Genomic DNA, 16,243 nt, shown 5'->3' with positions numbered 1-16,243 from the left:
CGTCCCTAGGGTCCAGAGGCTTGCTGATCAGCATCCCCATGCGTCGCATTTCTCTGCTCGCCGGCGGCATCGCCCTAGCCCTCGCGGGTGGCCTAAGCCTCACCGGCTGTAACCAGGTCACCCAGAGCGCCAAGGACGCCGCCACCTCCGCTGCCACGGGTGCCGCCCAGCCGGCCCTAGGGCCGGCCGTGACCCCGGTGCTCGACCTGCTCAAGCAGGGCCAAAGCAAGGTGGCCTCCGGCGATCTAGCCGGTGCCGCAGCCTCCATGGGCGGCTTCCAGGCCATCTGGGAGAAGGCCGCACCAGTGGTTAAGCCCCTGGCCGGGGATAAGTGGGCCTCCATCGAAAGCGCTGCCCAAGGCTTAAGCGGCACCTTCAGCAAGGGCACTCCATCAGCTGCCGATGCCAACACCGCCATCAGTGGCCTGCTTGGCCCCCTTTCCGCCCTAGCCGGTAAGTAAGTCGTGCCTGCCGTGGTGAGACGCTGGATGCCTACAGCCGTCGTCTCATCTGAACCAGGAAATCCTGCTGTTCGAACCCGCCCCAGCTGAAGCCGGTGCCCTGCGTGCCGTGCTGGCCTTTCCCAGCACTTACACGGTGGGCATCACCAGCCTGGGGTATCAGGTGGTGTGGGCCACCCTGGCCCAACGGGCCGATGTGGATGTACGCCGCCTATTCACCGACCAGGGCGATCCAGCGCACCGCCACTGCGACCTGTTTGGCCTGTCGCTGAGCTGGGAGCTGGATGGGCCGGTGCTGCTGGATCTGCTGGAGCAGCAGCGCATCCCAATCTGGGCGGCCGAGCGCGGCGACGACGATCCGATCGTTTTCGGCGGTGGGCCGGTACTCACCGCCAACCCCGAGCCCCTGGCACCATTTTTTGATGTGGTGTTGCTGGGCGATGGCGAGCTGTTGCTGCCAGCCTTCATCGATGCCCTGCAAGCCGGCCGGGACGCTCCCCGGGCCGAACGGCTCAGGCAGCTGGCGGCCGTACCCGGCGTCTATGTGCCCAGCCTCTATGCCCCCCGCTACAGCCCCGAAGGCGATCTGCTCGCGGTGGAGCCAACAGAAGCGGGTATCCCGGCCACGGTGGCCAAGCAGACCTGGCGCGGCAACACCTTGAGCCACTCGGCTGTGATCACCCCGGAGGCGGCCTGGCCCTCGATCCACATGGTGGAAGTGGTGCGCAGCTGTCCGGAGCTGTGCCGCTTCTGTCTGGCCAGCTACCTCACCCTGCCGTTTCGCACCCCCAGCCTGGAAGACGGCCTGATCCCAGCGGTAGAGAAGGGTTTGGTCGCCACCCAACGCCTTGGATTGCTGGGGGCCTCAGTAACCCAGCACCCCCAATTCGCCGACCTGCTGGCCTGGCTCGACCAGGACCGCTTTGAAGGCACGCGGGTGAGCGTCAGCTCGGTGCGGGCCGCCACCGTGACCGCCGAGCTGGGCCGAATTCTGGCCAAACGGGGCAGCAAATCGCTCACGATCGCCATCGAGAGCGGCAGCGAGCGCATGCGCCAGGTGGTGAACAAGAAGCTCAGCAGCGAGGAGATCTACTCAGCAGCCCGCTACGCCAAGGAGGGCGGGCTCACGGGCCTGAAGCTCTACGGAATGGTGGGCCTGCCTACGGAAGAAGACACCGATGTGGAAGCAACCGCCGAGCTGCTGCTAGCTCTGAAAAAAGCCACTCCCGGACTGAGGCTCACCCTGGGAGTGAGCAGCTTCGTGCCCAAGGCCCACACCCCGTTCCAGTGGCAGGGGGTGCGGCCCGAAGCCGACAAGCGACTCAAGCTGCTGGCCAAGCGGCTCAAGCCCAAGGGCATCGAGCTGCGCCCCGAAAGCTATGGCTGGAGCGTGATCCAGGCCCTGCTGTCGCGCAGCGACCGGCGCCTAGCACCGGTGATCGCCGCCGCCCGCGGCAAACACGAGAGCCTGGGGGGCTGGAAGCAGGCATATCGGGCGGTGCGGGAGCAAACCTCAGGCCCCGAGAGCCCACCAGCCTGGGAGGAAGTAATCCACGCCACCTGGAACAGCGAGCGGGTGCTGCCCTGGGCGCACCTGGAGGGACCGCTGCCTGCGGCAACTCTCGCCAAACACAGGCTTGATGCGCTCGGCGAAGCTGCCTGAACCTCAAGCAAACACCGCCGTCCGCCCCCGGTAAACCATCACCTGGCGCTTGAGGTGCAAGCGCACGGCCCGGGCTAGGGCCAGGCGTTCGCAGTCGCGGCCGAGGCGGATCAGGTCGGGGACCTCATCGCGGTGGCCCACGGGCACGGTGGATTGGGCAATGATCGGCCCCCCATCCAGCTGCTCGGTCACGTAGTGACCGGTGGCACCGATCAGCTTCACGCCCCGCTCCCAGGCCCGGTGATAGGGCTGGGCGCCCTGGAAGGCAGGCAGGAAAGAGTGGTGGATGTTGATCACTCGATGGAAAGCATCCGGTGGATCAAAGCTGTCCAAAAATGCCGGCGTCAGCACCTGCATGTACTTGGCCAGGATCACTAGCTCGATGCCGTGCTCGGCAAGCAGCTCCAAGTGCCGTGCCTCAGCCTCCTCCCGGTTGGCGGCCGAGATGGGCACATGGGCAAAGCGGGCCCCAAATTCCTCGGCCAGGGCGCCAAGGTCGGGATGGTTGGAGATCACAAGCGGCACCTGCATCGGCAACTCGCCCGTGCGCGTGCGCCACAGCAAATCCAGCAGGCAGTGGTCCTGCTTGCTCACGAAGATCGCCACCGGCGGGCGCACATCTGAGAAGTTCACCTTGTATTGGCCTCCCAGGCGCTCCGCCAGGGCGCTGGCCGTGGGACAGATCGCCTCCCGCGGCAGCCCGAAACCCTCAAGCTGCCACTCGATTCGGCTCAAAAACAAGCCGGCGCCTTGATCGCTGTGGTGGTCGGCGTGCACGATGTTGCCGCCGTTAGCCGCCACCCAGCCAGACAATTCCCGCACCAGTCCGGGTTTATCCGGGCAGATCATCTGCAGGATGGCAGTGGCGGTAGTCATGGCCATGGTCAACGTCAGTTCAGAGGTAGCACCTCGGCGGCATGTAGGGCCAGGTTGCGAGGGGCAACAGACAGGCCGGAAGAGCCAGCTCGCCCCGATAAACTCACGCCCACGAAAAGGTATTGGTACCTGCTGATGGCTTCTGCGCGGATTCCTGCGGTTTTCACTGCTTTCAGCCAAACTGCTTTCAGTAAAACTGCTTTCACCCAAACCGCTTTCGGCCAGCAGCTGCGCCGTTTAGTGGTGCTCTGCCTTGCCACCGTGCTCTGCCTCGGCCTGAGCGCCTGTGACGGCAGCCAGGGCAAGAAGCCGCCGACCATCAGCCCAGAGGACATGGCCCTGATCGAGCGCCAAGCCGAGGGCTTCCTGGCAGCCCGCAACCGCCTGCCCGAGTTGGCCGCCCTCGTAAATGAACGCAACTGGGTATTCACCGCCAACTTGATCCACGGCCCCATGCAGGAAGTGGGCCGGGAAATGAGCTACATCAACCAAAGGCTGCTGCCCGCCGACCGCCCCGAGGCCGAGAAGCTTGCCACCGCCCTGAAAACGGCCCTAGCCCAGCTCGATGAGGCGGCCCGCCTTCAAGACGGCGACAAGCTGCGTAAGGGTTACATCAAGGTGGCGAGCGGTTTTGGTCTCTATGCCCAGGTGTTGCCCACCCAAGTGCAGGAAGACCTCAAGCAGATCTGATTAAGCAGACCCATCCCGTCGGATCAGCCGTTAGGCGCCTTTCGATCGCTGTAATCGGCGCCGGCTTAGTGGGCCGGGCCTGCGCCTGGCTACTGCTGCAGCGTGGCCACCGAGTTTTGCTGATTGATCCTGGCCTGGACGGCCAGCGCGACCCCAGCTCAGGCAGCGAGGCGGCCCTGGGGGTGCTCATGGCCCAGGTGTTTCACCGCAACAGCGGCCGAGCCTGGCGGTTGCGTCAACGCAGCCTGGAGCTCTGGGGCCAATGGCGTCAGCAGTTGCAGGGCCAGGGCTGGGAGCTGCCCTGGCGGCCCGGCTTGCTGCTGCTGGCCAGCACGCCTGAGGAACTGGAGCGCCAGCGCCAGTTGGTGGCAAGCCGGCGGCAGCAGGGATTTGCCTTGGAGCTCTGGGACCAGCCCCGGCTTGACGCCCTGGCTCCAGCCCTGCCGATCGGAGCCCTGGGCGGGCTCTACTCCCCGGCCGACGGGCAGCTGGATCCCGGGCCCGCCCTCGCAGCCCTGCTAGCCGATGGCCTGCGGCTGGGTCTGCAGACCTGCTGCGATTGGGTTGAGCGCCTCGAGCAACGCCCCGGTGGCTGGAGCGTGCACACTCGCCGCGGCGAGCTTCTGAAGGTGGATGCTTTGGCGCTGAGCGCCGGGGGGGCCAGTACCGCTCTGCTGGCGGACATAGGCCACCAGGTGCCCATGGAGCCGGTGTTAGGCCAGGCCCTGGAACTGGAGTTGCCACTCCCCACAAACTGGAACGGCGCCAGACCCTGGCCTGGGGCACTCTCCTGGCCTGGGGCAGTGGTATGGCAGCGACTCAACCTGGTGCCCCGTGCCAGCGGCAAGCTTTGGCTTGGGGCCACCCTGGAGCCTGGCGATCAAGCCGATCCGGCCGCCCTCGCCAACCTGCAACAGCTAGGTGGTGCCGCGCCAGAGTGGCTGCAACAGGCCAAAGTGGTGCGCCAGTGGCAGGGCCACAGGCCCCATCCGATCGGCCGCCCTGCGCCCCTGCTCGAGCAACTGGAGCCAGGCCTGGTGCTGGCCAGCGGCCACTACCGCAATGGCGTGCTGCTGGCACCGGCAACAGCGGAATGGGTGGCCGACCAGCTGGAGCAAGGCTGACAAACCAGCCAGGCCCCTGAGTCCAGCAAAAAGCCCCCCTTACGGAGGGCTAAATAAAGATCACCTAAATGCGCTCAGTGATTCTGATCACTTGCTCTCGGTGAATTCAGCGTCGATCACGTCGTCGCTGGAGGCAGAGCTAGCCGCATCGGCACCAGCACCATTGCCCCCAGGGGCCGCGCCGCCTGCCTCAGCTCCTGCAGCCTGCTGGTACACGGCGGCACCAGCGGCATAAAGGGCCTGCTGCAGGATCTCGAGCTCAGACTTCATGGTGTCGAAGTCTTCCTTAGCGATCGCCTCCTTGAGCTTGACGGAGGAGGAATCCACCTTGGCCTTGTCCTCAGCGCCCACCTTGTCGCCGAGCTCGCCGAGCTGCTTCTCCGACTGATAAACGAGGGTTTCGGCCTGGTTCTTCAGGTCGATCTTCTCGCGCTTCTCCTTATCGGTAGCAGCGTTGGTCTCGGCATCCTTGACCATCTTCTCCACCTCGTTGTCGCTGAGGGTGGAGGCTCCGGTGATCGAGATGCTCTGCTCCTTGCCGCTGCCCTTGTCCTTAGCGGTGACGCTGAGGATGCCATTGGCATCGATATCGAAGGTGACCTCGATCTGGGGCACGCCGCGGGGTGAAGGAGGAATGCCGTCGAGGCGGAAGGTGCCGAGCGACTTGTTGTCGCTGGCCATCTCGCGCTCACCTTGGAGCACGTGGATCTCCACGTTGGTCTGACCATCCACCGCCGTGGAATACACCTCGGTTTTCTTGGTGGGGATGGTGGTGTTGCGGGTGATCATCTTGGTCATCACGCCGCCAAGAGTCTCAACGCCAAGGGACAGGGGGGTGACGTCCAACAGCAGGATGTCCTTGACCTCACCGGCCAACACACCGCCCTGAATCGCGGCACCAACGGCCACCACTTCATCTGGGTTGACGGTTTGGTTGGGGTCCTTGCCGGTAACCCGCTTGACCAGCTCAAGCACCGCCGGGATGCGGGTGGAGCCACCCACCATCACGATTTCATCGAGTTCAGCAGAAGAGAGCTTGGCGTCCTTAAGGGCCTGCTCCACCGGCACGCGGCAACGGTCGATCAGTTTGGAAGCCAACTCCTCAAACTTGGCCCGGGTGAGGGTGAGGTCGAGGTGCTTAGGACCCTCTGGGGTGGCCGTAATGAACGGCAGGTTGATTTCGCTCTGGGTAGCGCTTGAAAGCTCGATTTTGGCCTTCTCTGCCGCTTCGGTGAGACGCTGCAGCGCCTGCTTGTCCTGGCGCAGATCAATGCCCTCATTGGCTTTAAAGCTGGCGGCCAGGTAATCAACGATCACCTTGTCAAAGTCATCGCCGCCCAGGTGGGTGTCACCGGAAGTGGAGAGCACCTCGAACACACCGTCGCCCACCTCGAGCACGGAGACGTCGAAGGTGCCGCCGCCCAGGTCAAACACCAAGATGCGCTCATTGCTCTTGCGATCGAGGCCGTAGGCCAAGGCAGCCGCAGTCGGCTCGTTGATGATGCGCAGCACCTCAAGGCCAGCGATTTTGCCGGCGTCCTTGGTGGCTTGGCGCTGGGAGTCATTGAAATAGGCGGGAACGGTGATCACCGCTTGGGTCACCGTCTCTCCGAGATACTTGCCAGCGTCTTCGGCGAGCTTGCGCAACACCTGGGCGCTCACCTCCTCGGGGGCGAACTGCTTATTGAGAACGGGGCACTTCACCTTCACATTGGCGCCGGCCTTTTCAACGCCATAGCTCACTTCCTTCGATTCTTCGTTGACTTCATCAACGCGACGTCCGATGAAGCGCTTCACCGAATAGAAGGTATTCTCCGGGTTCATCACCGCCTGACGCTTAGCGATTTGGCCCACCAGCTGATCCTGGTTTTTGGTGTATGCCACCACGGAGGGTGTGGTGCGAAACCCTTCAGCGTTGGCAATCACGGTGGGCTTGCCGCCCTCCATAACGGCGACACAGCTGTTTGTGGTGCCTAAATCAATGCCAACAACCTTGCCCATGGGTTACTAACTCCTTACGGTGAGTGGATCTGACTGGGAGCATCTTCAGCAGCTGGGGCCATCCCAGGCGAGGGGTGGTTCCCGAACAGGTCCAGCCAGCCAGCCCACCTTCATGCCCCAGCCGATCTCCGGAAGCACTGCCCTTGCTGGGGTTCTCGGGGATCCGGTGCGCCACTCCCTATCGCCGGCAATGCACAACGCCGCCCTGGCGGAGCTGGGGCTCAACTGGGTGTACTTGGCCATGCCCACCAGGGCAGACCAGCTGGCGGTGGTGGTGCAAGGGCTGGAGGCCATTGACTGCCGCGGTCTCAACGTGACCCTGCCCCACAAGCAGGCCGTGGCTGGCCTCTGCCGCAGCCTCTCGCCCCTGGCGCAACGGGTGGGTGCGGTGAACACCTTGGTGCGGCACCAGCAGGGGGGCTGGCTGGGGGAAAACACAGATGTGGAGGGCTTCTTGGCTCCCCTACGCAGCACTGAGCAGAACTGGCAGGGGCGGCGAGCGGTGGTGCTGGGCTGTGGCGGCAGTGCCCGGGCTGTGGTGGCAGCCCTGGTGGAACTGGGCTGCAGCTCGATCGCCATGGCAGGCCGCAGCAGCGATCGCCTCGCGGCCCTGCTGGCCACCTGCCACAGCTGGGCGCCCCAACTGCGGGGGCTGGAATGGGCTGAGGGCAGCGCGGCCCTAGCCGAGGCCCTGGCCCTGGCAGACCTAGTGGTCAACACCACACCCGTGGGCATGGCTGCTGCCGGCAATCCAGATGCGGCCCGGCACTGCCCCCTCAGCCCCGGCGAACTGGAAGCCCTGCAACCGGGCTCCACCGTGTACGACCTGATCTACACACCCAGACCCACGGCCCTGCTGCTGGCGGCGAGCCAGCGGGGCTGCCGGGGCCTAGATGGCCTGGAGATGCTGGTGCAGCAGGGGGCCGCCTCCCTGCGGCGCTGGAGCGGACTTGAGCAAGTGCCGGTGGCAGCGATGCGCGCGGCAGCCCTGGCCCAGCTGGGCCCCTAGCCTGAAGGCCCTGGAAGTTTCTCCATCCATGCAGGATCCCCCGATCTGGCAGCGAGTGCTGGCGGCCCTGGCCTACCTGTTGCCCTGGAGCGACGCCTTCTCCTTCGGTCGGGGGCTGTTCGGCCTGTTCCCGGCGCTGCAGTGGCTTGGGGTGCCGATCCTGCCGATCGCCCTGCTGGAGCAGGCGGTGCCCTTTGGCGGGCTGGTGCTTTTCCTAGTGCTGTTCCTGGCGGTGGTGCGCAACAACAAGGTGCCCTACGTGATCCGCTTCAACGTGCTGCAGGCGATCCTGATCGACATCGTGGTGGTGCTGGTGAGCCTGGCCTTCCAGGTGCTGCAGCTCGGCGCCCTGGACTTCGTCGGCAGAACCCTCAGCAACACAGTTTTTATCGGCATTTTGGTGCTGGTGCTGTTTGCTGTAGTGCAAAACCTGCGGGGTAAGGAAGCCGATATTCCCAGCCTCTCGGAAGCCGTTCGGATGCAGCTGTAAGGTGTTTGATCCGTCGCTGGTGGGCATCAGCCCGCCGGCCGCTGCCCCAATTCCTGAGGCGACAACCCCGAAGCGACCATGACGCAGCCCTACTACGAGACCATGTACATCCTTCGTCCGGATATTCCGGAGGAAGAGGTGGAAACCCATGTCGCCAAGTACCGCGATCTGGTCACCGAATCCGGTGGTGAAGTGCTGGATTGCCAGATGCGCGGCAAGCGCCGCCTGGCCTATTCCATCGCCAAGCACCGCGAGGGCATCTATGTGCAGCTCAACCACAACGGCGACGGCCAGCAGGTAGGTCCGCTGGAGCGGGCCATGCGTCTTTCGGAAGATGTGATTCGCTATCTCACCGTCAAGCAAGACGGCCCGATGCCGGCACCACGCACCCTGCCCGGCGCCAGCACTGAAGCCGCTCCCATGGAACCAGCCACCGTCTGACCGGGACCCAGTTTGACCTGAGTATTCAGTTTAACTTTGGGAATCCAGATAGGTGCGGAGCTAATACAGGCCTGGCTTGTAAAAAATTGGGCCCGCTCGTAATCTCCGCCGATGGAGCCTGACGCCATACCACCAGCACCGAAGTGGCAGCCGTCTGTCACTTCGGTTTTTTCGTGGCAGCAGCAGCAAGAGCGCCAAAACGAGCTGGAACAGGAACTTGCCAAAACTCGGGAAGAGCTTCTGGCCATGCAGGCCCTGCTCGAAGACCTACCCGGCCTCTTTGAAGACAAATTTCAGCAGCGATTGCAGCCGATGCTCGACCAGCAACAGCGGCTGCTCAGCGACAACGCCAACCTGAGCCAGCACCTGCTGCAGTTACAGCCTGGCAGCGATACGAGTACCCAGCGTCTGCTGCTGCCCCAGCAGAAGCCTGCCAGACCACGACTGCGCCAAGCCCTACTCCATGCCTTCGGCTTCAGCCCGAACCAGGAGCCCTAGCGCCGGCGCTGATTGGCCGCCCAGAGGCGGGTGGGCAGACCCCACACGTAGATAAAGCCCTCGGCAGCCTTGTGGTCGAATTGATCTTCGGCGCCGTAGGTGGCCATATCGGGATCATAGAGGCTGTGGCTGGCACTGCTACGGCCAACCACGGTGGCATTGCCCTTGTGCAACTTCAGCCGCACCGTGCCGTTCACGGTTTGCTGGGTGCGCTCCATGAAGCCATCAAGCGCATCCTTGAGCGGGCCATACCAAAGGCCCTGATACACCAGATCCGCCCACTGCTGCTCAAGCTGGCGCTTAGTGCGCAGCACATCGGCCGCCAGGGTGAGGCTCTCCAGCTCCTGGTGGGCCTTAATCAACAGCAGCAGGCCAGGGGTTTCATAGATCTCCCTGCTTTTGATACCTACCACCCGGTTTTCGACCATGTCGAGGCGGCCGAAGCCGTGGCTGCCGGCCAGGGCATTTGCCTGGCGGATCATGCTCACCGGATCGAGGCGCAGGCCGTCGATGCTCACCGGGTTGCCCTGCTCAAAGCCGATCTCAATGGTCTGGGCCTGATCCGGCGCCGCAGCCACTGACACGGTCATGGCGTAGATCTCCTCGGGCGGCTCCACGTTGGGATCCTCGAGGGGGCCGGCTTCGATCGAGCGGCCCAGCAGGTTGAGGTCGATCGAATAGGGCGATTTCTTGCTCACCGGCGAGGGAATGCCACAGCGCTCGCCGTAGGCGATGGTTTGCTCGCGGCTCATGCCCCACTCCCGCGCCGGGGTGAGCACCTTGAGGTCGGGGGCGAGGGCGCCGATGGCCACATCGAAGCGCACCTGATCGTTGCCCTTGCCCGTGCAGCCGTGGGCCACCGCATCGGCGCCCACCTCGCGGGCAATCTCCACCAGTCGCCGGGCGATCAGGGGCCGGGCCAGGGCTGTGGAGAGGGGATAGCGGCCTTCATAAAGGGCGTTAGCCCGAATAGCCGGGAAGGCGAATTCGGTGATGAAGGGCTCGATCAGGTCACCCACGATCGACTGGCTGGCCCCTGAATCGAGCGCCTTCTGGCGAATCGGCTCCAGCTCGTCGCCCTGGCCCAGGTCGGCGGCGAAGGTGATCACCTCCTCCACGCCCCACTCCTGCTTCAGGTAGGGAATGCAGACACTGGTGTCTACGCCGCCGGAATAGGCCAGCACCGCCTTCTTCGCCCGACCCATCAACGCCTCTCCATGCGTTTAGTTGCTCGATTCTCCCCTGTCGGGGTGTGGCAGGGACCAGTGGGTCAGCAACCACAACCCCACTAGCAGGGGCGGCAGGCCCACCAGCAACCACACCACCCCCTGCTGCAGGGGCAACGGCTGGGGCCAACGCTCGCCCGCTGCGGCCAGCGCGGCACTGATGGCCAGGGCCAGGGCCCAGACCCTCAGCACCCCGGCAAGGGGGCTGGCCTTTTGGCTGCTGGTGGGCATGGGCTCGAGGGCTGCATTTGCTTTGCAGCTATGGTGACTGATTGGTCTGTATGGGCCTAGCCCCAGACCTAGCTACCGGTAGGCGCACGCATGAGCACACTCGCGACCAGTGACAGCAGTCGACTCGACACAATCAATCCCTCGCTGACCCGCTACCGGCGCAGCGATCCAGCTCCGGTGCTGCCCCTGCGCGATGAGCCCGATCTGCTGAGCTGGCTTGAGAGCAGTGGCCGCCTGGTGGCGGATGAAGAAACCGCCAGCACCGAAGTGAGCACGGTGGAAGAGGAGGAGCTTTCCGCCCTGATGGGCGAGAAGGAGGACTACAACAAGGACGACGAACAACAGGACGAAGACTGGGAAGACTGAGTTCCGCAGGGGAAACTGGGGCGGTCGCCGTCCCTTTCCCTTGGTTGTTTCGACCCCGGCTGCCCTACTCAGCAGTTTGTTGTTGCTGGCCTGTCTGCTGTGCGACTGGCTTAGCGGCGCGCCCCAGCTCACCTTGCCGCTGCTAGTTGCCGGCCTGATCAGCGCTGGAGTCACCGGTTGGGGGGTGCCGCGACTGCGGCAGCTCAAGCTCGGTCAGGTGATTCGCGCAGAGGGGCCCCAGGGCCACCTCAGCAAGGCAGGCACACCCACCATGGGCGGACTGCTGGCGGTGCCCGTGGGGGTGCTGGTGGGCGGCCTGCTGAGCCCAAGCGATCCCCGCCTGCTTGCTGTTGCCGCCGTAACCCTGGCCTACATGGCGATCGGGGCCATCGATGACTGGCGCAGCCTCACCCGCCGCACCAACACGGGCCTCACGCCCCGGGGAAAATTGCTGCTCCAGGCCGGCGCGGCCCTGTTGTTTCTGATCTGGGCCGCAGCGGGCCAGTGGCTGGGTGGGGCCTCTCCCGGCGACATCGCCCTGCCCCTGGGCTGGGTGCTGCCGATCGGTTTGCTGATCTGGCCGCTGGGGTTGTTTGTGTTTATGGCCGAAAGCAACGCCACCAACCTCACCGATGGCCTCGACGGCCTGGCCGCAGGCTGCGGCGCCGTGGTGTTCACAGGCATGGGGCTGCAGCTGATGCTGCGCGGCCATGAAGGCGATGCGGCTATGGCCGGTTTCTGCGCCGCGCTGGCTGGCTGCTGGCTGGGCTTTCTCGTCCACAACCGCCACCCGGCTCGAGTGTTCATGGGCGACACCGGCTCGCTGGCCATGGGCGCAGCCCTCAGCGCCGTCGCCTTGCTCTCCAATAGCCTCTGGCCCCTGCTGCTGATGGGCGGCGTCTTCCTAGCGGAATCGCTGTCGGTGATCCTGCAGGTGTGGGTGTTCAAGGCCACCAAAGACCCAGCCACGGGCCAGGGCCGGCGCCTGTTCAAGATGGCGCCGCTGCACCACCACTTCGAGCTTGGTGGGCTCAACGAACAAGTGGTCGTAATCCGCTTTTGGCTCGCCAGCCTGCTACTGGTGGGATTGGGTTTAGTGCTGTTGCCCTAAGCCCTGCCCTCGCTTATCACCCATGGCTTACTTCACCTGGAAGGAAACCGGCCTCAGCTCCGACTGCGCCAGCCTGGCCGCCATGGCTGCCCGCTTCGAGGAGGCCGCTGCCCTGATGCGCCGCATGGCCAGCGAGGGCTTTCAGCTGGAGCGCCACAGCGATGGCCAGCACATCACCCACCCCGATCCAAACGTATTTGAGGCCTATGGCTTCATCAACGAGGAATCGCCGGTGCGACAGCTGACGTTGCTGAACTAATCAGTTTCGACGCAAATAGCCCACCAGCCACACCACCACAAAAGCCAGGGATGAAAGACCTAGGTAGATCAGGGCCCATTTCTGCAAGGTGGCGATGTCCCAGCCAAATAACAGGCCGTTGGCAGCGTCCCCAGCCGTACTGAAACCCAAGGGCAATCCCAACAGCCAAGCCATCAACGCGCCCCGGTGTGCAAAAAGATCAGTTCCATCTTGCTGTCCTGCCCGCGATCCGGGCGACCACCATGACCTTTCCCACCCCTGCCACTCTTCCGGCCACCTTGATGCTGCTCGGCAGCGGTGAGCTTGGTAAGGAGGTGGCCATCGCAGCCCAGCGGCTTGGCTGCCGGGTGATCGCAGTGGATCGCTACGCCAACGCCCCGGCCATGCAGGTGGCTGATGTCGCTGAGGTGGTCGCCATGACCGACCCAGAAGCCCTCAAGGCGGTGGTGCGCCAGCACCGGCCCGATCTGGTGATTCCAGAGATAGAAGCTCTTGCGGTTGATGCCCTCGCGCAGCTGGAGGCGGAAGGCATCTGCGTGATTCCCACAGCCCGGGCCACGGCCGTGACCATGAATCGCGACCGCATCCGCGACCTGGCAACCACTGAGCTGGGGCTGCGCACAGCCCGCTTTGCCTACGCCGGCAACGCCAGTGATCTGGCAAGCGCCGCTGCCGGCCTGGGCTGGCCCGTGGTGGTCAAACCGGTGATGAGCTCCTCGGGTAAGGGCCAAAGCGTGGTGCGGGGTCCAGAAGAAATTGCCGCCGCCTGGGAGAACGCGATGGCGGGTGCCCGAGGTGCCGGGGAGCTGGTGATCGTGGAGGAGTTCCTGCACTTCGAGCTCGAAATAACCCTGCTCACCGTGAAGCAATGGCAAGGGCCAACGCTCTTCTGCCCGCCGATCGGCCACATCCAGGAGCGGGGCGACTACCAGTGCAGCTGGCAGCCAGCCCAGATGCCAGCCGCCGCTCTAGAGGCAGCCCAGGTCATGGCCCGCGGCCTCACCGACAACCTGGGCGGCGCCGGCCTGTTTGGCGTTGAATTTTTCCTATGCAAAAAGTCCAGCAGCAGCGCCGGTCAGCCAGATGAACTTGAGGTGGTTTTCTCCGAGCTCTCACCGCGCCCCCATGACACCGGCCTGGTGACGATGGTTGGCCAGAACCTGAGCGAATTCGAACTACACCTGCGGGCGGTGCTGGGCCTGCCGATCCCGTCGATCCAAAGCCTGGGAGCAGCTGCCAGCCGGGTAATTCTGGCCAACAGCGACGGAGCCGAGGTCTCCTATAGCGGCGTAGCGCAGGCCCTCAGCGAAACCGATACGGAGGTGCTGCTTTTCGGCAAGCAACACGCCCGGCCCCAGCGGCGCATGGGCGTAGCCCTGGCCCGCGGCAGCAGTGAGGAGGAGGCCCGCCGCAAAGCAGACACGGCCGCAGCCCACATCCAGGTGCGGGCCTCCAGCTGAACAAGCGGCGCTCACCCCCTGGTGCAGCAGGGATCCGGCCCTTAAGGTGCGCTGAATAGGAGCCGATATGAGCCAGGCCCAGCCCCGCCCGCGTCGCAGCCGACGCGAAAGCAGCCGCGGGGCTGTGGTCACCGACCTGCGCAACCGTCGCGAGCTGCGTCAAGCAGCGCCAACCACCAACATCAAACCCCAAACAGCTCCAAATCCTCGACGACGCAAACCGCCAGTTCTGGCCTTCTTACTAGGTATCGGCCTGGGCTATGGACTTGCCGGGCCCCTGCCGCAAATGGCCTCAGGGGTTTGGGCAGCCATGTTGCACGGACCCAGCCAGCTCAGCAGCCTGATCAACCCATTCGGGGGCAGCAACCGGCGCGTTCTTGTGATTGGCACAGACAAGGTGGGCGAAAACACCGATGTGATGTTCACGGTGCAGCTCAAAGACGGTGTCACCAAGCTCACCCAGGTGCCGCGCGACACCTTCGTGGAATCGGCCGAGTTCGGCGTAATTAAAGCCAATGCCCTCTATGCATTTGGCGGCATGGGTGCCCTTAAACAGGAGCTCACCAGCCTGCTGAATGCTCCAGTGGATCGCTATGTGCGGGTGAATATGCGCGCTGTGGAGCACCTAGCCGATGCCATTGGCGGCGTGGAAGTTGATGTGCCTAAGCGGATGTATTACGTAGATAATGCCCAGAACCTATACATCGACCTCTATCCAGGAGTGCAGGTGCTGAAAGGGGAGCAATTGGAGGGCTTCCTGCGCTTCCGCCATGACGAAATGGGCGATCTAGGCCGGATGGAGCGCCAGAAACTAGTGCTGGCAAAGGTTTTTTCCAAACTAGCCCATCCCTCCACCCTAGCCCAGCTACCGGAACTGCTGAAAGTCGCCGGCGAAGACATCAAAACCGATCTTTCGCCAGTGGAGATGGGCCAGCTGATCTCTGCGATGGCCAGCACCAAACTGAGCACCCAGCAGCTTCCTGGCCGCCTGTTCTGGCACAACGACCTCAGTTACTGGATGCCCAACGGCAATAGCCACTACGCCGGGGTTGGCAGCGACCAAATCAGCCCATAGGTTGGTGTTGGACCTGGTCTGGGCATGGCCATCGCAATCACGCTAAATCGCTTGCTTTGCGTCGGTACTGGGCTCCTGCTAATTGGGGACTCCTGAAAAGGCGAACCGCACGCTGGATTCGATTGCAGCCAAATAGCAGGGTGTAGGCAGCCCAAACTCACGGTTATCCAGTGGCCAGTGATTTGTGTGTTTCAAACTGCCAAATGTTCCTGAGTCCCATCCAGAGACAACCTGGCCATTTCCAGTTGCATAACCAGGCAAAAATAGTGATAAAAAGAGGCGGAGGAGCCTCCGGATCTTCTCTGCGCACATCACCACAAAGGCCATGGAAATCGAGTTTTCTGCACCTTTGCTCAGCCGAGCCATAATCAAATCTAGTGAATACTTTCTCATTCCTGATCCAAAGCATCCTTCCACTTCGTTTCGCCTTCGCTGGTCTGCGCTTAGCTGCTGCTTTTGTGCAGCACTGATCTCTGCATTCTTCGGCGGCCTCCCCAATCGCTTACCAGATAGCCGCATATCGTTCCGCGTGCAGAAGTTCGGCTCTTGGTATTGATGTAGATGCGATCTGAGCAGATTCGCTCGGGGTAGCATCCATACTCTTGCTTATATTTCTTGGCTTGTGGGATTAAGTCTTCAGCCTCATTGTATGGATCCCAGCTAATCCTGTGCAGGAAAGCAAAGCCGTTTCGCACAGACACACTAATCTTGGTGCCAAACTCAACAGCAGCTCTCGCATTGCCTCGAACAATGGGCCGTACGTGTCTCCGAACCAAGTTCACAATGCGATCGGGCATGCTGCGCGTCTTGGAGTGCAACAGGATGCTTTGCTGGCGGTGCAGCTCGCTGATCACAAGAAGCTTGTGCCACCAATGGGTCTTCAAGCCCGAAAGCATTGCACCAGATGTGATCAGGGCGTCGATGGCATCAAGATTCCGCTGCAGATAGTCAAGCTGACGGCGAATGGCGGCTTTTATTTTGCGTCGCCGTGGCTTTTTCGATTTGGCTACATTCAGAAAAGCAGCACGTGCCCTACCACGATCATATCTGGGCTTGTGTATGTGAAGTTTTGAGTGTTGGCTGTACAGATCATCAATGATCTGCTCGGTTGAGGCCCTCGCCTCATTAAGCAACTTGAGATCAGTCGGATAGGTGATGTCGGCTGTCTTGCACGATGCATGTATACTTAGCGTTCCCCAGTTCTTATCCTCTGGCCCATCTGCAGCTTTCCCGAGGTCGTCCGTTGCCTGCTGGTTGCCTTC

At 63.2% G+C, this 16,243-nt stretch carries 19 protein-coding genes and 1 pseudogene; 13 read left to right on the top strand and 7 right to left on the bottom strand.

Annotation, left to right across the window (positions count from 1 at the left end; all coding sequences use genetic code 11):
* Positions 1-38: 38 nt before the first annotated feature.
* Together C7K55_RS06370 and C7K55_RS06365 are read left to right on the top strand one after the other, a co-directional pair.
* Positions 39-461, top strand: coding sequence for a hypothetical protein (locus C7K55_RS06370; RefSeq protein ID WP_127431993.1), 423 nt, complete (start codon positions 39-41; stop codon positions 459-461).
* A gap of 109 nt (positions 462-570) precedes the next feature.
* A complete protein-coding gene (locus tag C7K55_RS06365) occupies positions 571-2,124 on the top strand; it encodes a B12-binding domain-containing radical SAM protein (protein WP_193486216.1) in 1,554 nt (517 codons plus the stop codon).
* Positions 2,125-2,127: 3 nt separating this feature from the next.
* On the opposite strand, the gene purU is transcribed toward C7K55_RS06365, so the two are convergent.
* The gene (gene purU, locus C7K55_RS06360) at positions 2,128-3,000 is read right to left on the bottom strand and encodes a formyltetrahydrofolate deformylase (RefSeq protein WP_106502596.1); all 873 of its coding nucleotides are present in this window, start codon (positions 2,998-3,000) and stop codon (positions 2,128-2,130) included.
* Positions 3,001-3,135: 135 nt separating this feature from the next.
* Here purU and psbQ point away from each other — a divergent pair, with 135 nt between their 5' ends.
* Positions 3,136-3,690 carry a photosystem II protein PsbQ gene (gene psbQ, locus C7K55_RS06355; RefSeq protein ID WP_106502595.1) on the top strand — a complete coding sequence of 185 codons (555 nt, stop codon included), beginning with the start codon at positions 3,136-3,138 and terminating at the stop codon, positions 3,688-3,690.
* Entirely contained in the window at positions 3,687-4,814 is a 1,128-nt protein-coding gene (locus C7K55_RS06350) for an NAD(P)/FAD-dependent oxidoreductase (protein ID WP_106502594.1), read from the top strand. Before psbQ ends, C7K55_RS06350 begins: the two co-directional genes overlap by 4 nt.
* 87 nt (positions 4,815-4,901) lie before the next feature.
* Here the strand turns inward: C7K55_RS06350 and dnaK are convergent, their stop codons facing one another.
* The gene (gene dnaK / locus C7K55_RS06345) at positions 4,902-6,815 is read right to left on the bottom strand and encodes a molecular chaperone DnaK (protein WP_106502593.1); all 1,914 of its coding nucleotides are present in this window, start codon (positions 6,813-6,815) and stop codon (positions 4,902-4,904) included.
* Positions 6,816-6,927: 112 nt separating this feature from the next.
* Between dnaK and C7K55_RS06340 the strand changes: the two genes are divergently transcribed.
* The 4 genes from C7K55_RS06340 (at position 6,928) to C7K55_RS06325 (ending at position 9,253) form a co-directional block, all read left to right on the top strand.
* Positions 6,928-7,824: a shikimate dehydrogenase gene (locus C7K55_RS06340; RefSeq protein ID WP_106502723.1), complete on the top strand. Its 897-nt coding sequence runs from the start codon at positions 6,928-6,930 to the stop codon at positions 7,822-7,824.
* On the top strand, positions 7,709-8,314 hold the full coding sequence (locus C7K55_RS06335; protein WP_106502592.1) for a Tic20 family protein: 606 nt from the start codon (positions 7,709-7,711) through the stop codon (positions 8,312-8,314). Before C7K55_RS06340 ends, C7K55_RS06335 begins: the two co-directional genes overlap by 116 nt.
* A gap of 78 nt (positions 8,315-8,392) precedes the next feature.
* A complete protein-coding gene (gene rpsF / locus C7K55_RS06330) occupies positions 8,393-8,755 on the top strand; it encodes a 30S ribosomal protein S6 (RefSeq protein ID WP_106502591.1) in 363 nt (120 codons plus the stop codon).
* Between the two features lie 111 nt (positions 8,756-8,866).
* Positions 8,867-9,253 carry a hypothetical protein gene (locus C7K55_RS06325; protein ID WP_106502590.1) on the top strand — a complete coding sequence of 129 codons (387 nt, stop codon included), beginning with the start codon at positions 8,867-8,869 and terminating at the stop codon, positions 9,251-9,253.
* Here the strand turns inward: C7K55_RS06325 and C7K55_RS06320 are convergent.
* Both C7K55_RS06320 and C7K55_RS06315 read right to left on the bottom strand, forming a co-directional pair.
* Positions 9,250-10,458 (bottom strand): argininosuccinate synthase, encoded by a 1,209-nt coding sequence (locus tag C7K55_RS06320; protein ID WP_106502589.1) that lies wholly within the window; start codon positions 10,456-10,458, stop codon positions 9,250-9,252. The genes C7K55_RS06325 and C7K55_RS06320 overlap by 4 nt on opposite strands.
* Positions 10,459-10,476: 18 nt before the next feature.
* Positions 10,477-10,710, bottom strand: a complete 234-nt coding sequence (locus C7K55_RS06315) for a hypothetical protein (protein WP_106502588.1) — start codon at positions 10,708-10,710, stop codon at positions 10,477-10,479.
* A 90-nt stretch (positions 10,711-10,800) separates the two neighbouring features.
* Here C7K55_RS06315 and C7K55_RS06310 point away from each other — a divergent pair, with 90 nt between their 5' ends.
* The 3 genes from C7K55_RS06310 to C7K55_RS06300 are packed head-to-tail and all read left to right on the top strand — an operon-like array spanning position 10,801 to position 12,446.
* The gene (locus C7K55_RS06310) at positions 10,801-11,076 is read left to right on the top strand and encodes a DUF3134 family protein (protein ID WP_106502587.1); all 276 of its coding nucleotides are present in this window, start codon (positions 10,801-10,803) and stop codon (positions 11,074-11,076) included.
* A 40-nt stretch (positions 11,077-11,116) separates the two neighbouring features.
* Entirely contained in the window at positions 11,117-12,187 is a 1,071-nt protein-coding gene (gene mraY, locus C7K55_RS06305) for a phospho-N-acetylmuramoyl-pentapeptide-transferase (protein ID WP_106502586.1), read from the top strand.
* Between the two features lie 22 nt (positions 12,188-12,209).
* Positions 12,210-12,446: a hypothetical protein gene (locus tag C7K55_RS06300; RefSeq protein WP_106502585.1), complete on the top strand. Its 237-nt coding sequence runs from the start codon at positions 12,210-12,212 to the stop codon at positions 12,444-12,446.
* Here C7K55_RS06300 and C7K55_RS06295 read toward each other — a convergent pair whose 3' ends face one another.
* The gene (locus C7K55_RS06295) at positions 12,447-12,620 is read right to left on the bottom strand and encodes a cytochrome B6 (RefSeq protein ID WP_193486212.1); all 174 of its coding nucleotides are present in this window, start codon (positions 12,618-12,620) and stop codon (positions 12,447-12,449) included.
* A 68-nt stretch (positions 12,621-12,688) separates the two neighbouring features.
* On the opposite strand from C7K55_RS06295, the gene purT reads away from it, so the two are divergent.
* Together purT and C7K55_RS06285 are read left to right on the top strand one after the other, a co-directional pair.
* Positions 12,689-13,906, top strand: coding sequence for a formate-dependent phosphoribosylglycinamide formyltransferase (gene purT / locus C7K55_RS06290; RefSeq protein ID WP_106502584.1), 1,218 nt, complete (start codon positions 12,689-12,691; stop codon positions 13,904-13,906).
* Between the two features lie 67 nt (positions 13,907-13,973).
* On the top strand, positions 13,974-14,981 hold the full coding sequence (locus tag C7K55_RS06285; RefSeq protein WP_106502583.1) for an LCP family protein: 1,008 nt from the start codon (positions 13,974-13,976) through the stop codon (positions 14,979-14,981).
* A 78-nt stretch (positions 14,982-15,059) separates the two neighbouring features.
* Here C7K55_RS06285 and C7K55_RS14230 read toward each other — a convergent pair whose 3' ends face one another.
* Together C7K55_RS14230 and C7K55_RS13745 are read right to left on the bottom strand one after the other, a co-directional pair.
* Positions 15,060-15,500, bottom strand: coding sequence for a transposase (locus C7K55_RS14230; protein ID WP_161956130.1), 441 nt, complete (start codon positions 15,498-15,500; stop codon positions 15,060-15,062).
* Positions 15,425-16,243, bottom strand: a pseudogene (locus C7K55_RS13745) (hypothetical protein); the annotation flags it as partial. The pseudogene C7K55_RS13745 and the gene C7K55_RS14230, both read right to left, overlap by 76 nt.

It is taken from the genome of Cyanobium usitatum str. Tous (assembly GCF_003011885.1).
Classification (GTDB): domain Bacteria; phylum Cyanobacteriota; class Cyanobacteriia; order PCC-6307; family Cyanobiaceae; genus Cyanobium_A; species Cyanobium_A usitatum.
This window is presented reverse-complemented; position numbering and strand designations above follow the sequence as displayed.